Source organism: Kitasatospora sp. NPDC023120, from assembly GCF_055560835.1.
This window is the reverse complement of sequence record NZ_JBVHHY010000002.1, coordinates 243,222-264,811: the sequence shown is the minus strand read 5'-3', so window position 1 is coordinate 264,811 and position 21,590 is coordinate 243,222. Positions and strand designations below refer to the sequence as shown.

The window sequence follows — 21,590 nt, the reverse complement described above, 5'->3', positions numbered from 1 at the left end:
GGCGGTCGGAGGCCCCCGGCGCCGGCGGTCAGGCCGCCTTCGGTACCTCGTTGTAGCTGCCCACGACCTCCTGGCCGGAGAGCCGCTGGATCGCCGCCATCACCTCGTCGGTCACCTGCCGACGGGCCTTCAGCGAACGGGCCTGCCCGTGCAGCTCGTCGAAGTGCAGCGGTTCACCGAAGCGGACCGTCACCTTCTTGATCCGCGGGACCCGCTTGCCCACCGGCAGGATCTGCTCCGGACCCTCCAGCGCCACCGGCACCACCGGCACCCCCGCGGTCAGCGCGAGCCAGGCGACGCCCGTCTTGCCCCGGTAGAGGCGGCCGTCCAGCGAACGGGTGCCCTCGGGGTAGATGCCGAAGGCCTTGCCGTCCTCCAGGATCTCCAGCGCCGACTCCAGCGAGGCCTGGGCGGAGCGGTAGGTGCCGCGCTCGACCGGCACCGCGCCGATCGACTCGAAGAAGCCCTTGGAGAGCTTGCCCTTGAGGCCGGGAGCGGTCCAGTACTCGGCCTTGGCGAGGAAGTGCACCCGGCGCGGGGCGGTCAGCGGGATGACCACGCTGTCGATGAAGGACAGGTGGTTGCTGGCCAGGATCACCCCGCCCTTGCTCGGTACGTTCTCGGCACCCTCGATGACCGGGCGCCAGATCCCCCGGGAAAGGGGTTTCAGCACCAGCTTGGTGGCGAGGTCGAGCACGGTTCCCTCCCTGGACGAACGAGGCCCGGGAGGTGCCCGGGCCCGCAATCAGATCCGCAGACTACGACACCCACCCCCGCGCCCGTCCACTCCCGGCCACCGTGGCGCACACCACGGCCGGGTAGTGTACGGCCGTCCGAACCGAGCAGAACCCGCAGTACCCCAGGAGGGAACGATGGAGACCACCGAGGCGATCAAGGCCTTCTTCGACCGTTACGACAAGGACGGCGACGGCAAGATCACCGCGGCCGAGTACGCGCTGGCCGCGAACGAGATGGGCGACCACGACGTCACCATCTCGATGGCCGAGGCGCTGATCCACAGCATGGACACCAACCACGACGGCGTCCTGACCTTCGAGGAGTTCCTGGCCGCCCGCCGGCGCTGAGCCCGCGCCGACGGGGCCGGTCGCCGTACCGGCGGCACCGGCCCCGTCCGGAGGCTCCGACCAGGCTCCACCGCTTCCCCGTGCGGGGCCCGAATGGGCCCCACCGCGTTCCCCCGGGGGCCTACCGGCCGCCGTCCACCGGGAACACCCGGCGCACCACCCGCTCCGCCGCCCCGCCGTCGTCCCAGACGCAGAACTTCGCCCGGAACCGCGCCCGCGCCCCCGGAGCCGGATCGCCCGCCAGCAGCGCCCGCGCCAGCTCGTCCGCGGTCTCGGTGACCGCGCCCGGCGGCTCCGCGAACAGGTCGAAGTAGACGCCGCGCTCCCGCTGGTACTCCTCCCAGTCCGGCGCGAAGATCACCACCGGCCGGTCCAGCACCGCGTAGTCGAACATCATCGAGGAGTAGTCCGTCACCAGCACGTCCGCGGCGAGGTAGAGGTCCTCGACGGTCGGGTACGCCGAGACGTCGACGATCTCCGCCGCGTCCCCGCCGGCCGTCAGGTCGCCCGGCCCGCCGGTGTGGAAGTAGTGCGTGCGCACCAGCAGCGTGAAGTCCGGGCCCAGCCGCCGGGCCAGCTCGGCCACGTCCAGCAGCGGCACGTAGCCGCCCTTGCCGCCGCGGTGGGTCGGCGCGTACAGCACGGCCCTGGTGCCCGGCCGCAGCCCCAGCCGCTCGCGCAGCGCGCGCACCTCGGCCGGGTCGGCGTCGACCAGCCGGTCGTTGCGCGGGTAGCCGGTGTCCAGCATCTCGTACCGGCCGGGGAAGGCGCGCGCGAAGTGCTCGCTGGTGTGCGGGTTGGGGGAGACCAGGAAGTCCCAGCGGTCGATGGCCTCTTGGAGCAGGTCGAAGTCCATCCCCTCCGCCGCCTCCGGGCGGTCGCGCAGGTCCATGCCCATGGCCTTGAGCGGGGTGCCGTGCTGGGTCTGGACGTGCACCGAGCCGGGCCGCTTCACCATCGTGCGCGGGAAGTTGACGTTGTTGACGAAGTACTTGGCGGTCGCCATCACCTTGAGGTAGGCGGGCGTGTTGACGATCACGTACGGCACCCCGGGCGGCAGCGTGGCGGCCTGCCGGCGGTTCTCGACCACCCACACGCCCCGGATCCGCGGCGCGAGGTCCTTCGCCTTCTCGTAGATCGCCGCCGGGCTGCACGCGTAACCCCGGTGCCAGTACGCGGCGTAGACCGCCAGGTGCTCGTCCAGCGGCAGCCGGCGGAAGGCGTTGTACGCGGTGAACCGGGCGCCGCTGCGCACCCCCTTCTTCACCGCGGGCGCCACCGCCCGTGCCCCGCGCTTGAGTTCGCGCGGCAGCCGCCCGGTTCGGCGCAGCTCGGCGTAGGCGATCCGGGCGCCGCGCGCGGCCAGCCGGTACTGCACGCCGCGCACCCCGCCGGGGAAGCGGTAGCCGGACGGGCGGTGGCGGTCGAAGTGCCGGGCGATCCGCTGGAAGAACTCCCGGCGCAGGTCGGCGGGGACCAGCCCGGGGGTGTCGTAGACGTTGAGCGCCTGGCGGACGGTCCGGTCGAAGACCAGGGTGCGCAGCGAATCCGGGACGGGCCGGCCGGGGCGGTCCGGGCGGTCCAGGAAGGCGAAGATCGCGTCGTACTGGGCGAAGACGTCGGCGTGCTTGGGGGAGGCGGTGGCGGTGATCGCGCCGTCCCGGCCGCGCCGGTAGTTGTAGCAGGGGCGGTCGAGGTAGCGCAGCCGCTCGGCGGCGAGCAGCGCCGGGTAGGTGACCGAGATGTCCTCGTAGTAGCCGCGGCCGAAGGAGACCCCGAGGCCGTCCAGGAAGGCGCGGCGGAACACCTTGTTCCACACCGACATCACGGTCTGGAACAGCGCCGGGTGCTCGGCCAGGGTGCTGCCCTCGATCAGCGGGGAGCCGGTCAGCACGTGCCGCCAGGGGTTGGGCTCCGTCCCGCCGTCCGGGTAGACGTGGGTGAAGTCGGTGATCAGCACGTCGGCGGGGGTCTCCCGGCGGCGCTCCTGCGCCAGCTCGTCGAGGACCACGCTGACGGTCCGCTCGGGCACCCAGTCGTCGCTGTCCAGGAACCAGACGTACTCGCCGCGCGCCTGCGGCAGGGCGGCGGTGCGGGCGCCGCCGAGGCCCTGGTTCTCGGTGAGGTGCATCACCCGCAGCCGGGGGTCGCGGGCCGCGTAGGCGTCCAGGATCGCGCCGGAGCCGTCGGGGGAGAGGTCGTCGACCGCGATCACCTCGAAGCGCGACTCCAGGGCGGGGGTGTCGCCGAGGATCGAGTCGAGGCAGCGCGGCAGGTACCGCTCCACGCCGTGGACCGGGAGCACGATGCTGAGGAGGAGGGACACGCTGGCCGAGTCTACCGATCCACCGGGCGCGACCTGCGTGGACGTCCGGTGTGGGAGCCGGTGCGGGGGCCGGTGCCGGGATCTTGCCGGGAATCCGGCGGGAGCTGCGGGTCTTGCCGGGGGCTTGCCCGCGGCCGGGAGGGGTGGTGGACCCGGGACCGCCGGTGCCGGGCCCCTCGCGGGGCGGCACCGGCAGTCAGGTGGCGGCCCGGCCGACCCTCTACGGCCGGCCGCCGGTCCGGGCACCGCGCGAGCCTGGCCACCGCAGCGTCGAGGCGGCCGGGCAGTGGCTCGCGGGAGCCGGAGTTCTTCGTGCCTATTTCATCACTACTCGAACACGCGCGTGGGTGCGGTGCGGGCACCTGGCGCGTGCATCAGATATTGCTTGGAGGTTCGGCGGGAGTCAATCCCTCGAATGTGTTCACTTCATGAAGTCGGGCGCCAGTGGGTCGACGTCGGGGTGACGACGGTCCCGAAGATCACTTTGTCGATCTGGCGGCTGTCCCCTATATGCGGATGCCTACGGGGGGTGCCCGACGGGTGCCCGGTGGGTGTCCGTGGGGGCCCGCGTGGTCCCGCGCGGGTGGCGGGGTGGTGGTCGAGCGAGTGGCTGCGAGCGCCCGTGCGCCGGGCGCGCACCGCGCACACGGGCGCCGGGCCCGTGCCTCGTGGCCCTGCTGACGGATGGCCGGTCGTGCACCATCATTGATGCCTAGTCGTGACCGCCCGGGTGCCCCCTGGTGCATCGTCAGTTGACGCCGCACGGTACGGTGGCAGAACACCAGGGCGGTTGCGCGAAGGCCGTCCGACACGGATAGTCTTCGCCTCACGGCCCTGGCGCCTCGTAGGGGTGGGAAAACTGATGGAACACATGCAAGTGCGGACTCGGCCCCGTGTGCCGGCGGTCCAGTGCGGTGTCGGCACGACCGGCCGCCGGATCGAACGACACCTGGCCGTGCTCGGCGCGCCCGCACTCCCGGCGGTGGACACCGCCGAGGCGCTCGGGCTGATAAGGGAGCTGACGCCGCGCGGCGCCGGGGCCCCGGCGACCCGTCGTCGCCACACCAGGATCTCGCTGCTGACGCCGCTGCGTCGGCTGCGGCGAAGCCTCTTCGGCGGGCGCGGCTAGGGGGTTCGCCCCTGGCCGTCGCCAGCCGTCGTCCCGTCCTGGTCGGGAACAGACCCGGTGGAGCATCCGGTCCGCCGGGTCATTGGCGTATCCGGGCGGCTGCGGTTCCGGGGGAGGATCCGGGAGCGGGGGTTCCGGGGGAGAGCCGGGGCGCGCTCCGTGGTCTGAACCTTTCACCCTATGCGAGTTTGCCTCCCTGGCAAGGCGAGTCGGCGAGGCAGTACGCCCGGCCCCCTGACCTGGGCCAGGATGGCGCCATGGCGGACAACAAGCACTCCACCCCGACCGGCCCGTTCCAGACCACCACCTTCGAGATCACCACGGGCAGCCGCGAGGTCGCCCTCGACATCACCGACCGCTGCGCCGTGTTCCTCGACGAGCGGGCCGCCGGGCGCGACGGCCTGCTCAACATCTTCGTCCCGCACGCCACGGCCGGGATCGCCGTCCTGGAGACCGGCTCCGGCAGCGACGACGACTTCCTCGCCACCCTGCGCGAGCTGCTCCCGGCCGACGACCGCTGGCGCCACCGGCACGGCAGCCCCGGACACGGTCGGGACCACGTGGTGCCCGGACTGGTCGCCCCGCACGCCACCCTGCCGGTGCTCGGCGGCCAACTCGCGCTCGGCGTCTGGCAGTCCGTGGTGCTGGTCGACACCAACGGGGACAACCCGCGGCGCACCGTCCGGCTGTCGTTCCTGGGCTGACTCCGGCGGGTGGGTGGTGTCGGTGGGCTGGTGAGCCGGTGCCGATGGGCCGGCTCCCGGCTACCGGTCGCCGACGTGGGCGGCCACCGCGGTGAGGTAGCGCTCGATCGCCAGGTGCTGGCAGAGGAGGGCCACCGGCCGGCCCAGACGCGCGTACCAGGCGGATAGCCGGGAGAACGCGGTGACCTCGAACCACACCTCGCCCTCGGCGTCCATCGACACCAGGAACGCCTCCTCGCCGCACTCCGGGTGCCCGGGGAGCGTGCCGTACGCGAACCCGATCCGGTCCGACTCGTCCACCGTCCACACCACCCGGCAGGGGATCACCACCCTCGGCCACCGGCTGCCCGGCAGACTCAGCCGCAGCAGCACGGTGTCCCCGTCCCGGGCCGGACCGCCGGGGAAGACCGCGAAGCCGGTGCCCAACTGGCTGCCCCAGCCGAGCACGTACCGCCCGGCCCGCTCCAGCACCTCCGGCCCGTGCCCGAGGTGCACCCGGCGCCGCAGGTGCGCGTACCCGTCCGGCAACCGGCCGCCCCGGGTGGCCCCCACCTCGGCATATGAGGGTGAGGTGGCGCGGGCAGCGAGAAGGCGGTGGTGGAGATCGGTAGCCATGCCGGTCACGGTAACCGTGCCGCTGGCGTCGCCGGAGGGTGGGGCGGTTCGGGCGGCGGGCGGCGGGTGGCGGGCGGCGGGTGGCTCGGCGGGTGGCGAACGACTTTCGGCGAACAGATTTCAGATGACAGCTTTCGGATGACAGATTTCAGCGAACGTTTTCTGAAATCTGTTCGCCGTCGAGCGAGATCGCGTTCTTGGCCCGCTCCACCGATTCCTCGGCCGCAGGTCCGCCCGGGTTCTCGGTCGCCAGGGCCTGGTTGAGCGCGACGAACGGGCGCAGCCGCTCCTCGTACGAGGCGAAGGCGGTGCGATGGTCGCCGCCGGAGCGGGCGAGGCCGTCGGTGAGGGCGTCGGCGAGGACATGGGCGCCGACCAGGGCGAGGCTGGTGCCCTGGCCCGACAGTGGGGAGGCACAGTAGCCCGCGTCCCCGAGCAGGACGATCCGGCCGTGCGACCAGCGGTCCATCCGGATCTGCGTCATCGTGTCGCAGTAGAGGTCGGACGCCTCGGCGAGGGCCTTCTGCAGCCTCGGGGTCTCCCAGCGCAGCTCCGCCATCCGCTCGGCGACGGCCGCCTTCTGCGACTCCGGATCGCGCCGCCCGTCCGGCAGTGGCCCGCCGCCGAATCCGAAGGTGATCCGCAGCTCGGTGTTGTCGCGCACCGGGTAGACGCCGTAGCCGGCCTCGCCGTCGCGCAGCCACAGCTGCCAGTCCTCCAGGCCCAGGAAGTTGTCCGCGCTGAAGATCGCCAGGTGCATCCCGAGGTGGTGGGCGAAGTGCTCCTCGGGTCCGAAAGTCAGCCGGCGCACGGCCGAGTGCAGGCCGTCGGCGCCCACGACCAGGTCGTACCGGCGCGGCTCGGCGTGCTCGAAGCGGGCCCGGACGCCGTTCTCGTCCTGGTCGAGCGCCGTCACGCTGTCCCCGAACACGAACCGGGTGCCCCCTTCCTCCGCCGCCCGTTCGTGCAGGATCCGGACGAGGTCGTCGCGCAGCAGCTCGATGTCGTCGCTGTCGAGCCGTCCGCTGCTGATCGTGCTCTCGGTGGAGCGGTGGATCTCGCGGCCGTCGCCGTCGAGGACGGACATGCCCCGCATCCGGGTTTGGTGGGCGCGGACCTGCTCCAGCACGCCCAGCCGCGCGGCGACGTCCAGTGCGACGCCCCGGACGTCCACGGCCTGTCCGCCGCCGCGCAGCCCGGGGGCGCGCTCCACCACCGTGGGGGCGAAGCCCCGGCGGCTCAGCAGTGTGGCGAGCGCGGTGCCGGCGATGCCGCCGCCGGAGATGAGCACGGTCTTCATGGGTTGCTCCTCGCTGTCCGTCCGCGCGCAGGTGTTGCGCATCGGCTCGTACGCTGTACGCGGCTTGAATGTACGGCGTACGCGCAGGCTCGCCAACTGGGGTTTCGGTGCTTCTGGACTAGTGCAGCGAGGCATTGCGGCCCGTCCTTCCTGCTAGCCTCTGAGCTAGTACAGTTCTGGCCGCCGCGGAAAGAGATCCGCGTCACAGGAGGGGAGCCGGACGATGACCGCCGCGCCCGAGTCCGTCCCGCCGTACCGGCGCATCGCCGACGAGATCGCCGGGCGGATCGCCGACGGCACGCTCGCGCCGGGCGAGCTGGTGCCCTCGACCCGGCGGATCGCCCGCGAGTGGAACGTCGCGCTGGCCACCGCCACCAAGGTGCTCACCACGCTGCGGCTGGAGGGGCTGGTCGAGACCTGTCCCCGGGTGGGCACCGTGGTGGCTGCCGCTGTCCCCGCCCTGGCCCCCGTTGCTGCGCCCCCGCCGGCCGCGCCCGCGCCGGTGTCCGCCGTACTCCCAGCCTCGGGACCGTCCGTCGAGCTCACCGCGGAGCGGATCGTCCGGGCCGCCATGGAGATCGCCGACCGCGAGGGGCTCGCCGCGCTCTCCATGCGCAGCGTCGCGGCCCGGCTCGGTGTCGCCGCGATGTCCCCCTACCGGTACGTCCCGAGCAAGGACGACCTGGTGCTGCTGATGGCGGATGCGGCGTTCGGAGAGGAGTCGTACCCGGCCGAACCGCCGGGGGAGTGGCGGGCGCGGCTGGAGCTCGGCGCGCACACGCTGTGGCGGATCTACCGGCGCCACCCGTGGCTCGCCCAGGTCGGGGCGCTCACCCGCCCGCTGATGCTGCCCGCCCTGCTGGACCACGCCGAGTGGGCGCTCGCCGCGCTGGACGGCCACGGGCTCGACGCCGCGACCATGCTCGACCTGCACGTGCTGCTCTACAGCTACGTCCAGGGGATCGCCGTGCACCTGGAGCGGGAGGCCCAGGCCGAGGCGGCCACCGGCCTCACCGAGGACCAGTGGATGGACCGTCAGGGCCCGGCGCTGACGGCGATCGTCACCGGCGAGCGCCACCCCGTGTTCGCGCGGACGACGGGCAGCCTCGGCAACGGCTACGACCTCGACCTGGACGCGCTGTTCGCCTTCGGACTGAAGCCGTTGCTGGACGGCGTCGCCACCATGATCGAGTCGGCCGGGCGTGGGAGCAGCTGCGGGAACGGGGCCGCCTTGCGGCGGGGTGGAGCGGCGGAGTAGGAAGGCAGCATGAGCGACAGCGCGACGAACGAACCCGCGGCGGTCTGCGAGTTCGCCCCTGAGGGTAGCGCCGAGGCCGCGCTGCGGCACGACCCGGCGGCCACCGGACCGCGCGCCGACTGCGTGCTCTGCGGCGAGCCGACCGAGCTGCCCGCCGACCAGTTGGGCAGCACGCTCTGCCCGGTCTGCGCCTGGCAGCAGGCGCAGCGGATCGCCTGCTCGGGCTGATACCGAAGGCTGTCGAACCCCGGTCGAGCCGCCGACGTCAGCGCGTGACTGCGTGACTGCGTGACGGCGTGACGGCGTGGCGGGGTGGCGGGGTGGCGGGGTGGCGGCGTTACGCGTCCTCCCGTCCGGCCAGGGCCAGGGTCGAGCCGCGCCGCCCCTTGCGGACCAGCAGCTGGGCGGGGATGCGGCTGCGCAGGTCGGCGACGTGGCTGACGATGCCGACCGCCCGGTCCCGTTCGCGCAGGCCGTCGAGGACGTCCATCACCTCCTCCAGGGACTGCTCGTCGAGGGTGCCGAAGCCCTCGTCGATGAACAGCGTGTCCAGCGGCATGCCGCCCGCCTCGTCGGTCACTACGTCGGCCAGCCCCAGGGCGAGGGAGAGCGAGGCGAAGAAGCTCTCGCCGCCGGAGAGGGTCGCGGTGTCCCGCTCGGTGCCCGTCCAGGCGTCCACGACCCGCAGGGCCAGCCCGGAGCGCCTGGCGCCGGTGCCCCGGTCGTCGCTGTGCACCAGGGTGTAGCGGCCGCCGGACATCCGGACCAGCCGGTCGCTGGCCGCCGCCGCGACCTGCTCCAGCCGGGCCGCCAGGACGTACGACTCCAGGCGCATCCGCAGCCGGTTCTCGGTGGAGGTGCCGGCAGTCAGCATCGCGAGCCGGTTGATCCGCTCGTACCGGTCGAGTGCCGGGGCCAGCTCGGCGGCGAGAGCGGCCAGCTGCCGCCCGATCTCGGCCAGCGCCGCGCACCGCTCGCGGGCTGCCGCTTCGGCGGCGTGCGCCTGCCCGAGCCGGTCGGTGGCGGCGCGGAGCGCGGTCGCGGCGGCGGGCAGGTCCACCGGCGGACGGGCCGCGGCCTCGGCCAGCTCCGGCAGGTCCAGCTCGCGCCGGACGGCGGCGGTCTCCGCGCGGTGCCGCTCCAGCCGTGCCTCCAGCCGCTCGCGCTCCTCACGCGGGAGCAGCACCGCCAGCGCCGCCGCGGCGTTCGCGAAGCCCGCCGCGGCGGCGGCCTTGCCCAGCTCGCCCTCGGCCTCCGCGAGCCGGGCCGCCGCCTCCGCGCGGGCCCGGGCGGCGGCGGCAGCGGCGGCGACCTGCTCGGTGAGCCGGGTCAGGGCCGCGGCCCGGTCGGCGACCGAGGCCGCCGCGCCGCGGGTGGCCGCGACCCGGGCGGTCAGCGCCTGCTGCTCGGCGTCGAGCGCCTGCAGCCGGTCGGTGAGGACGGCGGTGCGTTCCTTGGCCTCGCGCAGCTCGTCGCCGCGGCGGGTGCGGTCCAGCGACAGCCGGGCGATCTCCTGCTCGACCCGGCCGAGTGCCTCCGCCGTGTGCCGGGCCTCGCGGTGCTCGCGGTCCAGCTCGGCGAGGTCGTGTGCGAGCACGTCCGCACCGTCCGGCCCGGCCGCGCCGGCGGCCGTGGCCTCGCGCATCCGCAGGGCGGTGAGCGCCCGGTCGGCCTCCGTCCAGGACTGCTCGGCGACGGCCTGGGCGCGGCGGGCGCGCTCCTCGTCGTCGGCGCCGACCCGGCCGGACGGCGCAGCCTCGGCGGGTGCTGGGTGCTCGGGCGAGCCGCAGACCCGGCAGGCCTCGCCGGTGCGCAGCTGTTCGGCCAGCTCGGCGGCCATGCCCGCGAGCCGCCGGTCCCGCAGGTCCAGGCTGTGCTCGCGGGCGTCGAGCGCGGCGGTGCGCAGCTCGGCGACCCGCGGTTCGGCAGCCAGGATCTCGGTGCGCAGGCCGTCGCGCTCCCTGGCGGCCTCCAGGCGGATCGTCAACTCGGCGCGCCGCACGTCCAGTTGCTCGACCCTGGCGGTCGCCGCCAGGGCCTCGAGGTGCTGTTCCTCCAATCGGCCGAGCTCGCCCTCGAACTCGGCCAGCCAGTCCTCGGCCTCCTCGGCGAGCGCCTCGGCGGCGCTCCGGTCGGCCGTCAAGGAGCGCTGCTCGCGAGCGAGTTCGGCACAGCGCCGCTCCTCCTCCCGGGCCGCCTCCAGCCGGACCACCTCGGCCCGCAGCCTCAGTTCGGCCTCGGCCAGCTCGGCGGCGCCGGCTGCGTCGAGCCGACCGAGGCCGTCCTCGGCAGTGCCGGCGGCCAGCGCCTCGCGGTGCCGACCCTCCGCCGCCTGCGCGCGCCGCAGCGCCTCGGCCGCGCTCTGCCGCAGCCGCAACGCGGACTCCACCCCGACGGCCTCCTGCGCGGCGGCCAGCCGCTGCCGGTCCCGGGCCGCATCGGGTTCGAACCCGGCCAGTCGTTCGGCCCGCTCCAGCGCCTCGCGGTGCCGGCGCTGCTGCCCGGCCAACTCCTCGGCGGCCTCGCGGTGTCGCTGGGCGGTTCGCTGTGCCGCCATGGCGCCCGCGAGCGCCGCCTCCGTGATGGTGAGCTGCTCGGTCGCGCCGCAGCGCAGGACCGCCGCCCAGGCGAGCACCCCGGCGGTCAGCCCGGCGTCGCCGTCCTCGGCCGGCACCCAGCCGTCGGCGGGCTCGGCGCCGGGGCCGGCCGCCTGCTCGGCCTTGCTCGCGAGGTCGCGCAGCCGGCGGCGGCCGGCCTGGACCGCCGACTCCTGGGCACGCCGCTGCTCGGCCAGCCAGTCCTCGACGAGCCGATAGCGCTCGGTGTCGAACAGCCGCCGCAACAGCTTGCCGCGCTCCTCCGAATCGGCCTTGAGGAAGCGGGCGAAGTCGCCCTGCGGCAGCAGCACCACCTGGCAGAACTGCTCGCGGTTCATGCCGATCAGCCGGAGGATCTCCTCCCCGACCTCCTGGTGCGACTTGCTGAGCCCCCGCCAGCCCGGCGTGCCGTCGCCCGTGTCGGCGACCCACTCGCGCAGCAGGGTCTGCGCCCGCTCGACCGTGGTGCCGGTGCCGACCTTCTTCGGCCGCCGCTGCTCCGGCAGACGGGTGATCTGCAGCCGCCGCCCGCCGAGCGTCAGCTCCAGCCGCACCTCGGTCAGCCGCTTGGGGTCGGCGTGGTCGCTGCGCAGCCGATTGGCGCGCCGGGTGCCCGGCGTCTCGCCGTACAGGGCGAAGCAGACCGCGTCCAGCACACTGCTCTTGCCCGCGCCCGTCGCGCCGCGCAGCAGGAACAGCCCGCCGGCGGCGAGCGCGTCGAAGTCGACCGTCTCGGAGCCCGCGAACGGGCCGAAGGCGGTGACGGTGAGCCGGTGCAGCCTCATCGGGGCAGGTCCGCCTTCCGGTCGGAGGTCTCCCGGGCGCGCTCGAAGCCCTCGCGCAGCCAGCCGAGCTCGTCCGGCCCCGGCTCGGCGCCGGGGCGGACGTGCCGCAGGAAGCCCTCGGCGATCTCCAGGTCCCCCCGGCCGCTCACCCGCGCGGCGTACGAAGGGGAGGACTCGGCCTCGCTCTCCTCGGGGTCGAAGAGCAGCTGCAGGGTGTACGGGAAGCGGCGGCGCAGCTTCTCCATCGGCTCGCTCGGGCGGGCCGCGTCGGTCAGCGTGGCCTGCACCCAGGACTTCTCGTGCTCGGTGTACTCCTCGTCGGTGAGCAGGGCTTCGAGGGTGTCGCGGAGGGTGGCGAGGCGGCGCGGTTCGGGGCAGGGGACGCGCACGGCGGCCACCGAGCCGTCGGCGGCGAGGTCGACCAGCCACATGCTCTTGCGCTGGTGCACCTCGGAGAAGGAGTAGGCGAGCGGGGAGCCGCTGTAGCGAAGGTGCGGGGCGAGCGTCTGGCAGCCGTGCAGGTGGCCGAGCGCGACGTAGTGCACCCCCTCGAACACCGAGGCGGGCACCGCGGCGACGCCGCCGACCGCGATGTCCCGCTCGCTGTCGCTCGGCGTGCCGCCGGTGACGAAGGCGTGCGCCAGGACGACCGCCCTGGTGCCGGCCGGGCGCGCCGCCAGATCGGCCCGGACCTCCTCCATCGCCGCACCGAGCACCGCCGCGTGCCCGCCCTTCGCCAGCCCGAACCGCTCGCGTACCAGCGTGGGCTCCAGGTACGGCAGCCCGTACACCGCCACCGGACCGTGCTCGTCCGCCAGGACCACGGGCGTGGCGCACTCGCCCGGATCCGTCCGCAGGTGGATCCCGGCCCGCCCGATCAGCCCCGCCCCGACCCCCAGCCGACGGGCCGAGTCGTGGTTGCCGCTGATGAACACCGTCGGCACCCCGAGGGCCGCCAGCCGGTGCAGCACGTCGTCGAACATCGCGACCGCTTCCAGCCCCGGCAGCGCCCGGTCGTACACGTCCCCGGCAACGAGCACGGCGTCCACGCCCTCGGCCCGGACCACGTCCACCAGGTGGTCCAGGAAGGCTCGCTGGGCGTCGTGCAGGCTCTCCCGGTGGAACGAACGCCCGAGATGCCAGTCGGAGGTATGCAGCAGTCGCATGGTCCCCGACCCTAACCCGCACCACTGACAATCCCGCGTGGATCCGTGGAGGCGTGCGTCTCACGGGAACCAGGGGTCCCGGTCCGCCCGAATTGTCGATGAATCGCTGGATTCGCCGCCCGCCGAACCGTCTTGTTCGATTACTCGGGGTGCGTTGTCAGTGGCTCTGTGTATGTTCCTCGACGTCGGCGGCTCCGTCGTTCGGGGCGGCCGGTGCTGCCGGCCGTCGGCCGGCAGGCGTCGGACGAGTGAGGGACGGAACAGGAGGAGCCATGGCTGCGGTGCGGGAGTTGGTGCGTGAGGTGGTCGGTGCCGCCGGGCGGCGCCGGCGGGTGCTGGTGCTGGCCGGGCGGGCGCGGGGGAGCGGTGCCGGTGGGGCCCCGGGCGGCGGGCCCGGTGGGGCGGTTCCGCCCGGAGGCGGACGGCCGCCGGGCGGGCACGCGGGCGGAGGCGGTGCACGGGCGCGGCGCGCCGGGCGGGCCCGGGGTGCGCCGCCGCAGCCGGTCGCGGTGGCGCTGGCCGTCGACGCCGGGGACTTCGCCGGGCTCGCGCGGTACGGGCTCTTCGGCGGGCTCGGCCACCGGGACTACCTGCGGCGGGCGGAGGAGCAGCTGACGGCCCTGTACCGGCAGGGCCTGGAGGTGCACCTGCGGGTCCTGGAGGCGGACGACTTCGAGGACTACTGCGAGGCGCTCGGCCTCGATCCCCGGATGCCGGCGGCCCGGGTCGCCTACGCGGGCGATCCCGAGCTGGCCGGGGAGCCGTTCGTCTACGCGGGGGAGCGGCTGGCCGAGCTGCTGCCGGTGCTGATGGACGACCACCGGGCGCGGGTACGGATGTCCGTGGCCTGCGCGGCCCTGCTGGACGCCGTCGGCGAGGACCCGGCCGGGCAGCGCCGGATGGCGGCGGTGATGCGGTACGTCACCTCGGTGTACCTGGCGCTGGCGGAGGGCGCGGGGGAGGGCTGCCACCTGCTGACGCTGCGCTGTCACGGTCCGGAGGACGGCGAGGAGCTCACCTCGGCGGTGGACGTCTGTGTGGAGGCGGGGCGGCTCCACCACGCCGGTCGGGACACCGAGGCCTTCTGCGTCACCCTGGCGGCGGGCGTGGCCTCGGGCGGCGAGGGGGCACTGCTGCTGCACGGCGATCCGTCGACGAGCGGTAGGGCCGACCCGCCGCCCGGCGGTCCAGGGGGTCCCTCGGCCGGTGACGCCCCGGCCGGTGACGCCCCGGCCGGTCACGCCCCGGCCGGTGACGCCCCGGCCCGGGCGACGGTGCGCGGGTGGGCGCTGGTCGGCGGGCGGCTGCGGCCGATGACCGCGCACGAGGTGTTCGACGAGCTCGCCGACGACGCCGCGCGCGGGCTGCCGTTCCCGCCGGGGGTGGACCCGCGGCCGGGGTTCCCGCTGCCCGGTTTCCCCGGGCCCCGGGGAGGGGGTGGGCCGCTGAGGTGATCAGGGCGTTCGCCGCCGCCGCGTCCACCATGCGGCGCTGGGGACTGTTCATCGACCGCCTGTTCGGGGAAGATTCGGAGAAGATCAACAGCAGGAGCGTGCGGTGCCCCACGCCGCCGCTCCGGCCGCTCCGCTCCGTACCGCGCCCTGCAGGTCCCTTCCGCGCACCGCCGGTCCGGCGAGCCCGACAGCGAGAGGGGGACGCATGAGCGAGCGGGGCGAGCTCGGCTCCGGACGGTGCGCGCAGGCAGGCGCCTCCGCCGACGGCTCCGTCGGCGCCTTCACCGGCCCTTCCGACACCTCAACCGGCCCTTCCGGCGCCTTCACCGGCTCTTCCGGCTCCTCGGCCGGGCACCGCGAGGCGAGAGCATGAGCCGGATCGAGTACAGCCCGGAGGTCGCCGAGCTGCTCGGGAAGGTGCGGCGGCGCCCCACGGCGGGCTGGCCGTGGCGGCCGGGTGAGCAGGTGCCGGACGGGCTGCCGGTCAAGCAGTCCTGGGGGTGGCTGTTCGCTCCGGACGGGCGGGTGCTGACCCTGGTGAACCCCAGGGACGGGATCTGCTTGCTGCCCGGGGGCTCGCTGGAGCCGGAGGACGCCGGGGACCCGGCGGCCGCCCTGGCCCGGGAGGCCGCCGAGGAGGCGCAGGCGGTGATCGGCCGACCGTACTACCTCGGCTACCTCTACGACCGGGTCGGTTCGGCGAACGGCGGGCACGAGTGCGCGCGGGTCCGGATGGCGGCGGCGCTGCGGGCGGTCGGCCCGAGCGCGGCCGACCCGGCCTCGGGCCGGCACTACCGGCGGCTGCTGGTCGCGCCGGGGCTCGCCGTCGAGCTGCTGGGCTGGGGCGCGCCCGGGCTGCGGCAGGCCCGGGCTGCGGTCGCCACCGCCGTCCGCTGGCTCGGCGTGCCCGCTTCCGCGAACGAGGCGATCGAGGAGCTGCCGGTCGGAGGCTGCGCGGTCTCCCCGGGGGCGGTGTACCCGGGCGGCAACCACCCGGGCGTCCGGGGCTGAGGCGCGCGGCGTCGAGGCGCGCTCGTGGTCGAGGCGCGCGGGGCTGAGGCGCGCGGGTCGAGGCGCGCGCCGTACTCCTGATCTACGCTCGGCGGTCGGGCTCCGAAACCGGTCGTGGCGGTGTTGCGCGCCTTCTCGTCCCACCGATGGCGCAGCGCGCCCACCGAGCTCCTCGCGTGCCCCGCTGACGCCCGTTTGGAAACTGACTCAGCGGTAGTCGGACATCGACTCCTGGCTTACCGGGCCCTGAACTTCCGCAAGTTGCCGGTCTACGCGCAGAGAGCTACGCGCGTCAAAGCGCACCCGTTCTGACCAGTGTGAACTCACGTACTGTTAGCGTCAGTTCAGCTCTCAGCTATCAGACGGTCCGTCAATATGCCTGTCGTGAACGCTTCCGAGTTCCGCCACCTCCTGGTATCACTTCTGTGACCCACGCCACGCCCCACCATGGAGGTGTCATGTTCCGCCCCGCCCGTGCCCTGTCCGTTGCCGCGATAGCGGCAGGCCTCACCATGACGACGCTCTTCGCTGCCTCTTCCGCCAACGCGGCCGGTGTCAACTACGTCGCCCTCGGCGACTCGTACTCCTCCGGTGTCGGTGCCGGCAGCTACCTGAGCGACAGCGGTGACTGCAAGCGCAGCACCAACGCGTACCCGTACCTCTGGAAGAACGCGCACTCGCCGTCCTCCTTCAAGTTCGTCGCCTGTTCGGGTGCGCGGACCGGCGACATCCTGAACAACCAGATCTCGGCCGTCGACTCCAGCACCACGCTGGTCAGCATCTCTGTCGGCGGCAACGACGCCGGCTTCGCCGACACCATGCAGACCTGTGTCCTGGACGACGACGCCGCCTGCCTCGACGCCGTCAACACGGCCAAGAACTACGCGCTGAACACCCTGCCGGCCCAGCTGGACAAGGTGTACTCCGCCATCAAGGCCAAGGCGCCGAACGCCCACGTCGTGGTGCTGGGCTACCCGCACATCTACAAGATCGGCGGCACCTGCTCCTTCGGCATCGGTGACACCAAGCGCACCGCCATCAACAGTGCCGCGGACACCCTGGACGGCGTCCTCGCCAAGCGCGCCGCCAACGCCGGCTTCGCGTTCGGTGACGTCCGCAGCATCTTCACCGGGCACGAGATCTGCGGCAACCTCACCACCTGGCTGAACAGCACCACCTGGCCCATCGACGAGAGCTACCACCCGAAGGCCGCCGGCCACTCCGGCGGCTACCTCCCGGTCTTCTCGCAGTCGTAACGGCCCGTCGGAAGCCGTCCGACACCGTCGCACAGCGGACGCCGCCGTCCCCTCCGGGAGCACCGGGAGGGGGCGGCGGCTCCGCCGTTCCGGATACCGGGTTGGCGCGGGGCGCGCCCCCGGTGTCTAAGCGGGTGCGGTCGGCGGGAAGGGGATGGCGGCGAGGACCGGCAGCAGCTCCGCCTCCTCGTGGTCGAGGTGCGACTCCAACTCGGCGGACATCCGGTCGAGTTCGGTGCGTAGCCGCTCCGGTTCGGTGATCTCGATCCCGGCCAGCAGTGCCACCAGCTCTTCCTTGATCCGCCCGATCGCCCGGTGCTGCTCGTCGAGCTGCGCGAGCACGCCGGCCAGGTCGGGGTGGCTGCGGGCGAGGGCGGGGAAGATCGCCTTGTCCTCGCCGGTGTGGTGGTGCGTCAGCCCCTCGCAGAACGCCAGGCAGTGCTGCCGCAGCTGCAGTCCGAGCCCGGCCGCCTGCCCGGGGACGTGGGCGTGTGCTTCCTCCCGGACGTGGCGCAGCTGGGCGCGCAGCCAGGTGTGCGCCTCGATCAGCTTGTCGGCGAGCGTGCGCACCACCGGCGCCGCACCGCCGGGTGCACCGCCGACTGCGCTACCGACTGCACCGCCGGGTGAGGCGTCGGGCCGCTCCCGCTCCAGGGCGACGACCGGCAACTCGCGCTCGGTCAGCGCCTGGTAGTCGCCGTACCCGGGCGCCTTCCGGACGACGGCGGCGAACAGCCGCTCCCGGCGGTCGCCCTCGGCGGGTACGGCGATCGCGTCGAAGGCCTCGGTGCCGACCTCGACCCGGACCACCGGGTGGGCCAGCAGGTTGCGGTACCACTGCGGGTGCTCCGGCGCCCCGGCGGCCGAGGCGACGACCAGGAGCTGTCCCTCCGCCCGGACGTACCCGAGCGGCACGGTGTGCGGCCGCCCGGACCAGGCGCCGGTGGTGGTGAGCAACAGCAGGTCGCCGCCCTCGAACGGGCCGCCGACCCGCCCGCCGTTGGCGCGGAACTCCTCGATGACATTCAGGTTGAAGGACATGGGCATGCGTGTGTGGTGGAGTCTCCAGAGAAAGGGGAGTCGCGGCCACACGCGGTGACGAGTCAAGGATGGCGCATCGCGCACACGGACACCGCGGGTGACCGCCTGGCGTCAGATCAGGGAAGCGGAGAGAGTGCTCATCGCGCATCGTCCCTTCGGAAGGGTGCTCGCTCGGCCACCGGCCGGCCCATTGCTCTTTGGTCGGCGCCGCGCTGCACGCCCCCATTAGAGCCATCCCGCGACGGACTGTCAACGAGCGGCCGCCGCAGGCAGCTCAGCCGGCGCGGCCGTCGCAGCCGCACGGGGAGACGGAGCGACGCGCCGCCGTTCCCCCCGGAGGCGGCGGCGCGTCGGGTCTGCGGGTGCCCGGTGGTCGCGGCGCGTCAGCGCAGGTAGTCGACCAGCCCGGCCGGCTTGAGGCCGGCGGCGTCGGCGGCGGCCAGGGCGCGCTGGAGGTCGGCGGCCAGGGTGTCGCTCCAGTGCATGATGACCACGTCGCCCGGCTGCAGCAGGCCCGGGTGCCAGATGTCGGCGGCGCCCCAGCTGAAGTCGGCGTCGGCGGTGAGCACGGTGCGGATGCCGCAGTCGGCGGCGGCCCGCAGGGTGTCGGCGTTCCAGGCGAAGAACGGCGGGCGGAAGACCACCGGCGCGGTGCCGAAGAGGCGGGTCACGGCGTCGCGGGCGTCGCAGATCTCGACCTGCTGCTGGTCCAGCGGGAGCTTGCTGAGGTCGGAGTGCGAGACCGAGTGGTCCTGGACCGAGGAGCCGGGCGCGGCGGTGACCCGCTGGAAGAACGCCGGGTCGGTGCCGGCGGGCATCGGCAGCGGGAACGTGGTGATCGGCAGCCGGTGGTCGGCGATGAACTGCGCGGCCTCGGGGGAGCGCTGCCAGCCGTCGTCCACGGTGAGGAAGACGACCTTGTCGCTGGTCGGGATCGAGCTCGCCGCCACCGCCGGGGCGGGCGCGGGACCGTCCACCCGGACGTCGTCCACCGAGAACGGGCCCTGCTGGTACCAGCCGTGCACGTACAGCCGGATGCTGCGCGCGTTCGGGCCGGTGGTGAAGCGGGTGGTCAGCCGCTGCCAGCCGCCGCCGGTGCTCTCGGTCCAGGCGGGCGGCAGGTCCTTGCCGGTGCCCGTGGCGCCCAGGTGGACGAAGCTGCCGCGCACCCACGCGGAGGCCGTGTAGCTGGTGTTGGGCTGGACGGCGACGGTCTGGGTGCACTCGCCGGCGGAGTCGGCGTTCGCCGGGGTGACGGTCAGCGCGGAGGCTCCGGAGTGCGGGGCGGCGGTGGTGACGACCGCTTCGGCCGGACCTCCGGTGCAGCTCCAGCCGGGGATGCTGCCCCAGTCGGCGAGGTTGGGGGCGGGCAGCTCGAACCCGGGGTTGGTCGCCAGGTTGACGCTCGGGGCGCTCGTGGCGGACGCCGCCGGTACGGCCGAGGCGGTGAGCAGCGCGACGGAAGCGGCTAGTGAGGACAGGCGCGCGGACAGACCCGCGGACAGGCGCGTGGGAATCGACACGTGAGGACTCCAGCATGTGGGGGAGACGCCCGTGGGGGAGGGCGTGAACAGAGGGGTGGTGGTGCGCCGCACTCGGACCGGGCACTCGGACCGAAGAGAAACAATGGACTGGACCAATCCGCCCGTCAAGGGAACGGCGGGTGAACCGCACCGCGGCCGGGCCGCGCCACCGCACCGCCGCCGGACCGACGAGCGCACCGCCGGCGAACCGACGAGCGCACCGCCACCGAGCCGTTCCCGCAAGGGACAAGACTGAACGTCAGAACACCTACCGGACATGCCGATCAGGAGAGGTAGAGCTCCTCGATGTCCTCCGCGTAGAACTCCGTGATGGCCCCCCGCCGCAGCTTGAGCGAGGGCGTCAGCAGCCCCTGCTCCTGGCTGAACTCCCGTGGCAGCAGCCGGAACGCGCGGATCGACTCGGCCCGCGACACCGCCGTGTTCGCCGCCGCCACCGCGCGCTGGACCTCGACGTGCAGCTCCTCGTCGGCGAGCACCGCCCACGCGTCCAGCTGCTCCCGCCCGTGGGTCTTCAGCCAGTGCGCCAGCGCCGCCGGGTCGAGCGTGATCAGCGCGGCCACGTACGGGCGGTCGTCGCCCACCACCAGGCACTGGGAGACCAGCGGATGCGCCTCGACCCGCTCCTCCAGGGCCGTCGGGGCGAGGTTCTTGCCGCTGCTGGTGACGATCAGGTCCTTCTTGCGGCCGGTGATGGTGAGGTAGCCGTCCTCGTCCAGCCGGCCCAGGTCACCGGTCGCGAACCAGCCTTCGACCAGCGACTCGGCCGTGCACTGCGGGTGGTTGAGGTAGCCGCCGAAGACCGAGCCGCCGCGCACCCACACCTCGCCGTCGTCGGCGATCGCGACCGAGGCGCCCGGCACCGGCTGTCCGACGGTGCCGAGCTTCTGCCGCCCGGTCGGGTTGGCGGTGATCGCGGCGGAGGTCTCGGTCAGCCCGTACCCCTCGTACAGCTGCAGTCCGGCGCCGGTGAAGAACAGGCCCAGCTCGCGCCGCAGCGAGGAGCCGCCGCACATCACGCTGCGCACCCGGCCGCCGAGCACCGCGCGCAGTCTGGGGTAGACGGTCCGCTCGTACGCGAGGTGGCGCAGCCGCAGCGCGGCGCCGGGGCCAGGGCCGCGTCCGAAGGCCTTCTGCTCCCGGGCAGCCGCCCAGTCGACCGCCACCTGCCGGGCCTGCTCGAAGAGTTCGCCGCGCCCGGCGTCCTCGGCGGCGCGCCGGGCCCGCTGGTAGATCTTCTCGAAGACGTACGGGACGGCGTGCAGGAAGGTCGGCCGGAAGGTCTCCAGCGCCGGCAGCAGCGCGTCCGTGGACACCTCGGGGAGGTGGCCGATCCGGAAGCCGCCGCGGACCGCCGCGATCTGCACGGCCCGCCCGTAGACGTGGGCGAGCGGCAGGAAGAGCAGGGTCCCGGGCTGGCCGCCTCCGGTGTCGCGCAGGACGTCCCCCCAGCCGGCGAGCAGGGCGTCGGCCTCGGCGGCCAGGTTGCCGTGGGTGATCAGGCAGCCCTTGGGGCGTCCGGTGGTGCCCGAGGTGTAGACGACGGTGGCGATGTTCTCGGCGGCGACGCCGAGGCGCTGGCGGTGCACCAGGGAGTCGGGCACGCCGCGGCCGTCCTCGGTGATCGCGGCGACGCAGTCGCGGTCCAGCTGCCAGATGCCGGTGAGGTCGGGCAGGGCGTCGCAGACCGCGCCGACGGTCATCGCGGCGTCCTCGTCCTCGACCAGGCAGGCCACCGCCTGGGTCTCGGCGAGGATCCAGCGGACCTGCTCGGGGGCGGCGGTGGGGTACACCGGGACGGTGATCGCGCCGATCGACCACAACGCGTAGTCGAAGAGCGTCCACTCGTAGCGGGTGCGGGACATCAGGGCGACCCGGTCGCCGTAGCGCACCCCGTGGGTGAGCAGGCCCTTGGCCAGGGCGAGCACCTGGTCGCGGAACTCCCGGGCGGTGACGTCCTGCCACCCCCCGTCGTCGGTCCGCCGGGACAGCTGGACCAGACCCGGGGTGCGCTCGGCGGTGTCGTAGAGGGAGTCGGCGAGTCCTCCGGCAGCCTCGGGCGCGGCCGGGGCGGGGGTGGTGAACTCGCGCACGGTCCTCCCCAGTTCGGCGCCGGTTGTCCGGGTGGAGCGAAACTATCGGATCGCTCCATCACTGCCCAGGGTTGTGACGGTGGCGCGACGAGATCGGCACCGGTCCGCCCGCATGGTGTCGCAGCCGTGGAGGAGCGGGAGAGGCTGTGGGCAAGGGGCGGGGGTGGTGTGTCGTCGGTGCAATCCGGGCATCCCCGGCATCAGCGGATGATTCCGTCACGAAACGAGG

The 21,590-nt window shown here is 74.0% G+C and carries 17 protein-coding genes; 8 read left to right on the top strand and 9 right to left on the bottom strand.

Annotated elements, in window-relative coordinates:
• Positions 1-28: 28 nt before the first annotated feature.
• Entirely contained in the window at positions 29-697 is a 669-nt protein-coding gene (locus tag ACZ3TI_RS03775; RefSeq protein ID WP_465722920.1) for a lysophospholipid acyltransferase family protein, read from the bottom strand.
• A 175-nt stretch (positions 698-872) separates the two neighbouring features.
• On the opposite strand from ACZ3TI_RS03775, the gene ACZ3TI_RS03770 reads away from it, so the two are divergent.
• Entirely contained in the window at positions 873-1,085 is a 213-nt protein-coding gene (locus ACZ3TI_RS03770) for an EF-hand domain-containing protein (RefSeq protein ID WP_465722918.1), read from the top strand.
• Between the two features lie 121 nt (positions 1,086-1,206).
• Here the strand turns inward: ACZ3TI_RS03770 and ACZ3TI_RS03765 are convergent, their stop codons facing one another.
• Positions 1,207-3,411: a bifunctional glycosyltransferase/CDP-glycerol:glycerophosphate glycerophosphotransferase gene (locus ACZ3TI_RS03765; RefSeq protein WP_465722916.1), complete on the bottom strand. Its 2,205-nt coding sequence runs from the start codon at positions 3,409-3,411 to the stop codon at positions 1,207-1,209.
• An 862-nt stretch (positions 3,412-4,273) separates the two neighbouring features.
• Between ACZ3TI_RS03765 and ACZ3TI_RS03760 the strand changes: the two genes are divergently transcribed.
• Together ACZ3TI_RS03760 and ACZ3TI_RS03755 are read left to right on the top strand one after the other, a co-directional pair.
• Positions 4,274-4,540 (top strand): hypothetical protein, encoded by a 267-nt coding sequence (locus tag ACZ3TI_RS03760; protein ID WP_465722914.1) that lies wholly within the window; start codon positions 4,274-4,276, stop codon positions 4,538-4,540.
• A gap of 257 nt (positions 4,541-4,797) precedes the next feature.
• The gene (locus ACZ3TI_RS03755; RefSeq protein WP_465722913.1) at positions 4,798-5,244 is read left to right on the top strand and encodes a YjbQ family protein; all 447 of its coding nucleotides are present in this window, start codon (positions 4,798-4,800) and stop codon (positions 5,242-5,244) included.
• 60 nt (positions 5,245-5,304) lie between these two features.
• Here ACZ3TI_RS03755 and ACZ3TI_RS03750 read toward each other — a convergent pair whose 3' ends face one another.
• Positions 5,305-5,859 carry a DUF1990 family protein gene (locus ACZ3TI_RS03750; RefSeq protein WP_465722911.1) on the bottom strand — a complete coding sequence of 185 codons (555 nt, stop codon included), beginning with the start codon at positions 5,857-5,859 and terminating at the stop codon, positions 5,305-5,307.
• Between the two features lie 148 nt (positions 5,860-6,007).
• Positions 6,008-7,159, bottom strand: a complete 1,152-nt coding sequence (locus ACZ3TI_RS03745; protein WP_465722909.1) for an FAD-dependent monooxygenase — start codon at positions 7,157-7,159, stop codon at positions 6,008-6,010.
• Between the two features lie 223 nt (positions 7,160-7,382).
• Between ACZ3TI_RS03745 and ACZ3TI_RS03740 the strand changes: the two genes are divergently transcribed.
• Both ACZ3TI_RS03740 and ACZ3TI_RS03735 read left to right on the top strand, forming a co-directional pair.
• Positions 7,383-8,417, top strand: coding sequence for a TetR/AcrR family transcriptional regulator C-terminal domain-containing protein (locus ACZ3TI_RS03740; protein WP_465722907.1), 1,035 nt, complete (start codon positions 7,383-7,385; stop codon positions 8,415-8,417).
• A 9-nt stretch (positions 8,418-8,426) separates the two neighbouring features.
• Positions 8,427-8,645, top strand: coding sequence for a hypothetical protein (locus ACZ3TI_RS03735; RefSeq protein ID WP_465722905.1), 219 nt, complete (start codon positions 8,427-8,429; stop codon positions 8,643-8,645).
• A 109-nt stretch (positions 8,646-8,754) separates the two neighbouring features.
• On the opposite strand, the gene ACZ3TI_RS03730 is transcribed toward ACZ3TI_RS03735, so the two are convergent.
• Complete coding sequence (locus ACZ3TI_RS03730; RefSeq protein WP_465722903.1) at positions 8,755-11,799, bottom strand: AAA family ATPase; 3,045 nt, start codon at positions 11,797-11,799, stop codon at positions 8,755-8,757.
• The gene (locus ACZ3TI_RS03725) at positions 11,796-12,965 is read right to left on the bottom strand and encodes an exonuclease SbcCD subunit D (protein WP_465722901.1); all 1,170 of its coding nucleotides are present in this window, start codon (positions 12,963-12,965) and stop codon (positions 11,796-11,798) included. The genes ACZ3TI_RS03730 and ACZ3TI_RS03725 overlap by 4 nt, the downstream gene beginning before the upstream one ends.
• Before the next feature lie 272 nt (positions 12,966-13,237).
• Between ACZ3TI_RS03725 and ACZ3TI_RS03720 the strand changes: the two genes are divergently transcribed.
• From ACZ3TI_RS03720 to ACZ3TI_RS03710, 3 genes are all read left to right on the top strand, one after another.
• Complete coding sequence (locus tag ACZ3TI_RS03720; RefSeq protein ID WP_465722900.1) at positions 13,238-14,419, top strand: hypothetical protein; 1,182 nt, start codon at positions 13,238-13,240, stop codon at positions 14,417-14,419.
• 369 nt (positions 14,420-14,788) lie between these two features.
• Positions 14,789-15,430, top strand: coding sequence for a hypothetical protein (locus ACZ3TI_RS03715; protein WP_465722898.1), 642 nt, complete (start codon positions 14,789-14,791; stop codon positions 15,428-15,430).
• Between the two features lie 458 nt (positions 15,431-15,888).
• Positions 15,889-16,686, top strand: a complete 798-nt coding sequence (locus ACZ3TI_RS03710) for an SGNH/GDSL hydrolase family protein (protein ID WP_465722896.1) — start codon at positions 15,889-15,891, stop codon at positions 16,684-16,686.
• 126 nt (positions 16,687-16,812) lie between these two features.
• Here the strand turns inward: ACZ3TI_RS03710 and ACZ3TI_RS03705 are convergent, their stop codons facing one another.
• The 3 genes from ACZ3TI_RS03705 to ACZ3TI_RS03695 form a co-directional block, all read right to left on the bottom strand.
• On the bottom strand, positions 16,813-17,733 hold the full coding sequence (locus ACZ3TI_RS03705) for a nitroreductase/quinone reductase family protein (RefSeq protein ID WP_465722894.1): 921 nt from the start codon (positions 17,731-17,733) through the stop codon (positions 16,813-16,815).
• A 377-nt stretch (positions 17,734-18,110) separates the two neighbouring features.
• A complete protein-coding gene (locus ACZ3TI_RS03700; RefSeq protein WP_465722892.1) occupies positions 18,111-19,250 on the bottom strand; it encodes a polysaccharide deacetylase family protein in 1,140 nt (379 codons plus the stop codon).
• A gap of 284 nt (positions 19,251-19,534) precedes the next feature.
• A complete protein-coding gene (locus ACZ3TI_RS03695; protein ID WP_465722890.1) occupies positions 19,535-21,361 on the bottom strand; it encodes an AMP-dependent synthetase/ligase in 1,827 nt (608 codons plus the stop codon).
• Positions 21,362-21,590: the final 229 nt, after the last annotated feature.

What these genes read in the sequence shown, in the direction of transcription:
- ACZ3TI_RS03770 (WP_465722918.1), top strand. Translation starts at nt 873, where the DNA reads ATGGAGACCACCGAGGCGATCAAGGCCTTCTTCGACCGTTACGACAAG.
- ACZ3TI_RS03760 (WP_465722914.1), top strand. Translation starts at nt 4,274, where the DNA reads ATGGAACACATGCAAGTGCGGACTCGGCCCCGTGTGCCGGCGGTCCAG.
- ACZ3TI_RS03755 (WP_465722913.1), top strand. Translation starts at nt 4,798, where the DNA reads ATGGCGGACAACAAGCACTCCACCCCGACCGGCCCGTTCCAGACCACC.
- ACZ3TI_RS03750 (WP_465722911.1), bottom strand. Translation starts at nt 5,859, where the DNA reads ATGGCTACCGATCTCCACCACCGCCTTCTCGCTGCCCGCGCCACCTCA.
- ACZ3TI_RS03745 (WP_465722909.1), bottom strand. Translation starts at nt 7,159, where the DNA reads ATGAAGACCGTGCTCATCTCCGGCGGCGGCATCGCCGGCACCGCGCTC.
- ACZ3TI_RS03740 (WP_465722907.1), top strand. Translation starts at nt 7,383, where the DNA reads ATGACCGCCGCGCCCGAGTCCGTCCCGCCGTACCGGCGCATCGCCGAC.
- ACZ3TI_RS03735 (WP_465722905.1), top strand. Translation starts at nt 8,427, where the DNA reads ATGAGCGACAGCGCGACGAACGAACCCGCGGCGGTCTGCGAGTTCGCC.
- ACZ3TI_RS03730 (WP_465722903.1), bottom strand. Translation starts at nt 11,799, where the DNA reads ATGAGGCTGCACCGGCTCACCGTCACCGCCTTCGGCCCGTTCGCGGGC.
- ACZ3TI_RS03725 (WP_465722901.1), bottom strand. Translation starts at nt 12,965, where the DNA reads ATGCGACTGCTGCATACCTCCGACTGGCATCTCGGGCGTTCGTTCCAC.
- ACZ3TI_RS03720 (WP_465722900.1), top strand. Translation starts at nt 13,238, where the DNA reads ATGGCTGCGGTGCGGGAGTTGGTGCGTGAGGTGGTCGGTGCCGCCGGG.
- ACZ3TI_RS03715 (WP_465722898.1), top strand. Translation starts at nt 14,789, where the DNA reads ATGAGCCGGATCGAGTACAGCCCGGAGGTCGCCGAGCTGCTCGGGAAG.
- ACZ3TI_RS03710 (WP_465722896.1), top strand. Translation starts at nt 15,889, where the DNA reads ATGTTCCGCCCCGCCCGTGCCCTGTCCGTTGCCGCGATAGCGGCAGGC.
- ACZ3TI_RS03705 (WP_465722894.1), bottom strand. Translation starts at nt 17,733, where the DNA reads ATGCCCATGTCCTTCAACCTGAATGTCATCGAGGAGTTCCGCGCCAAC.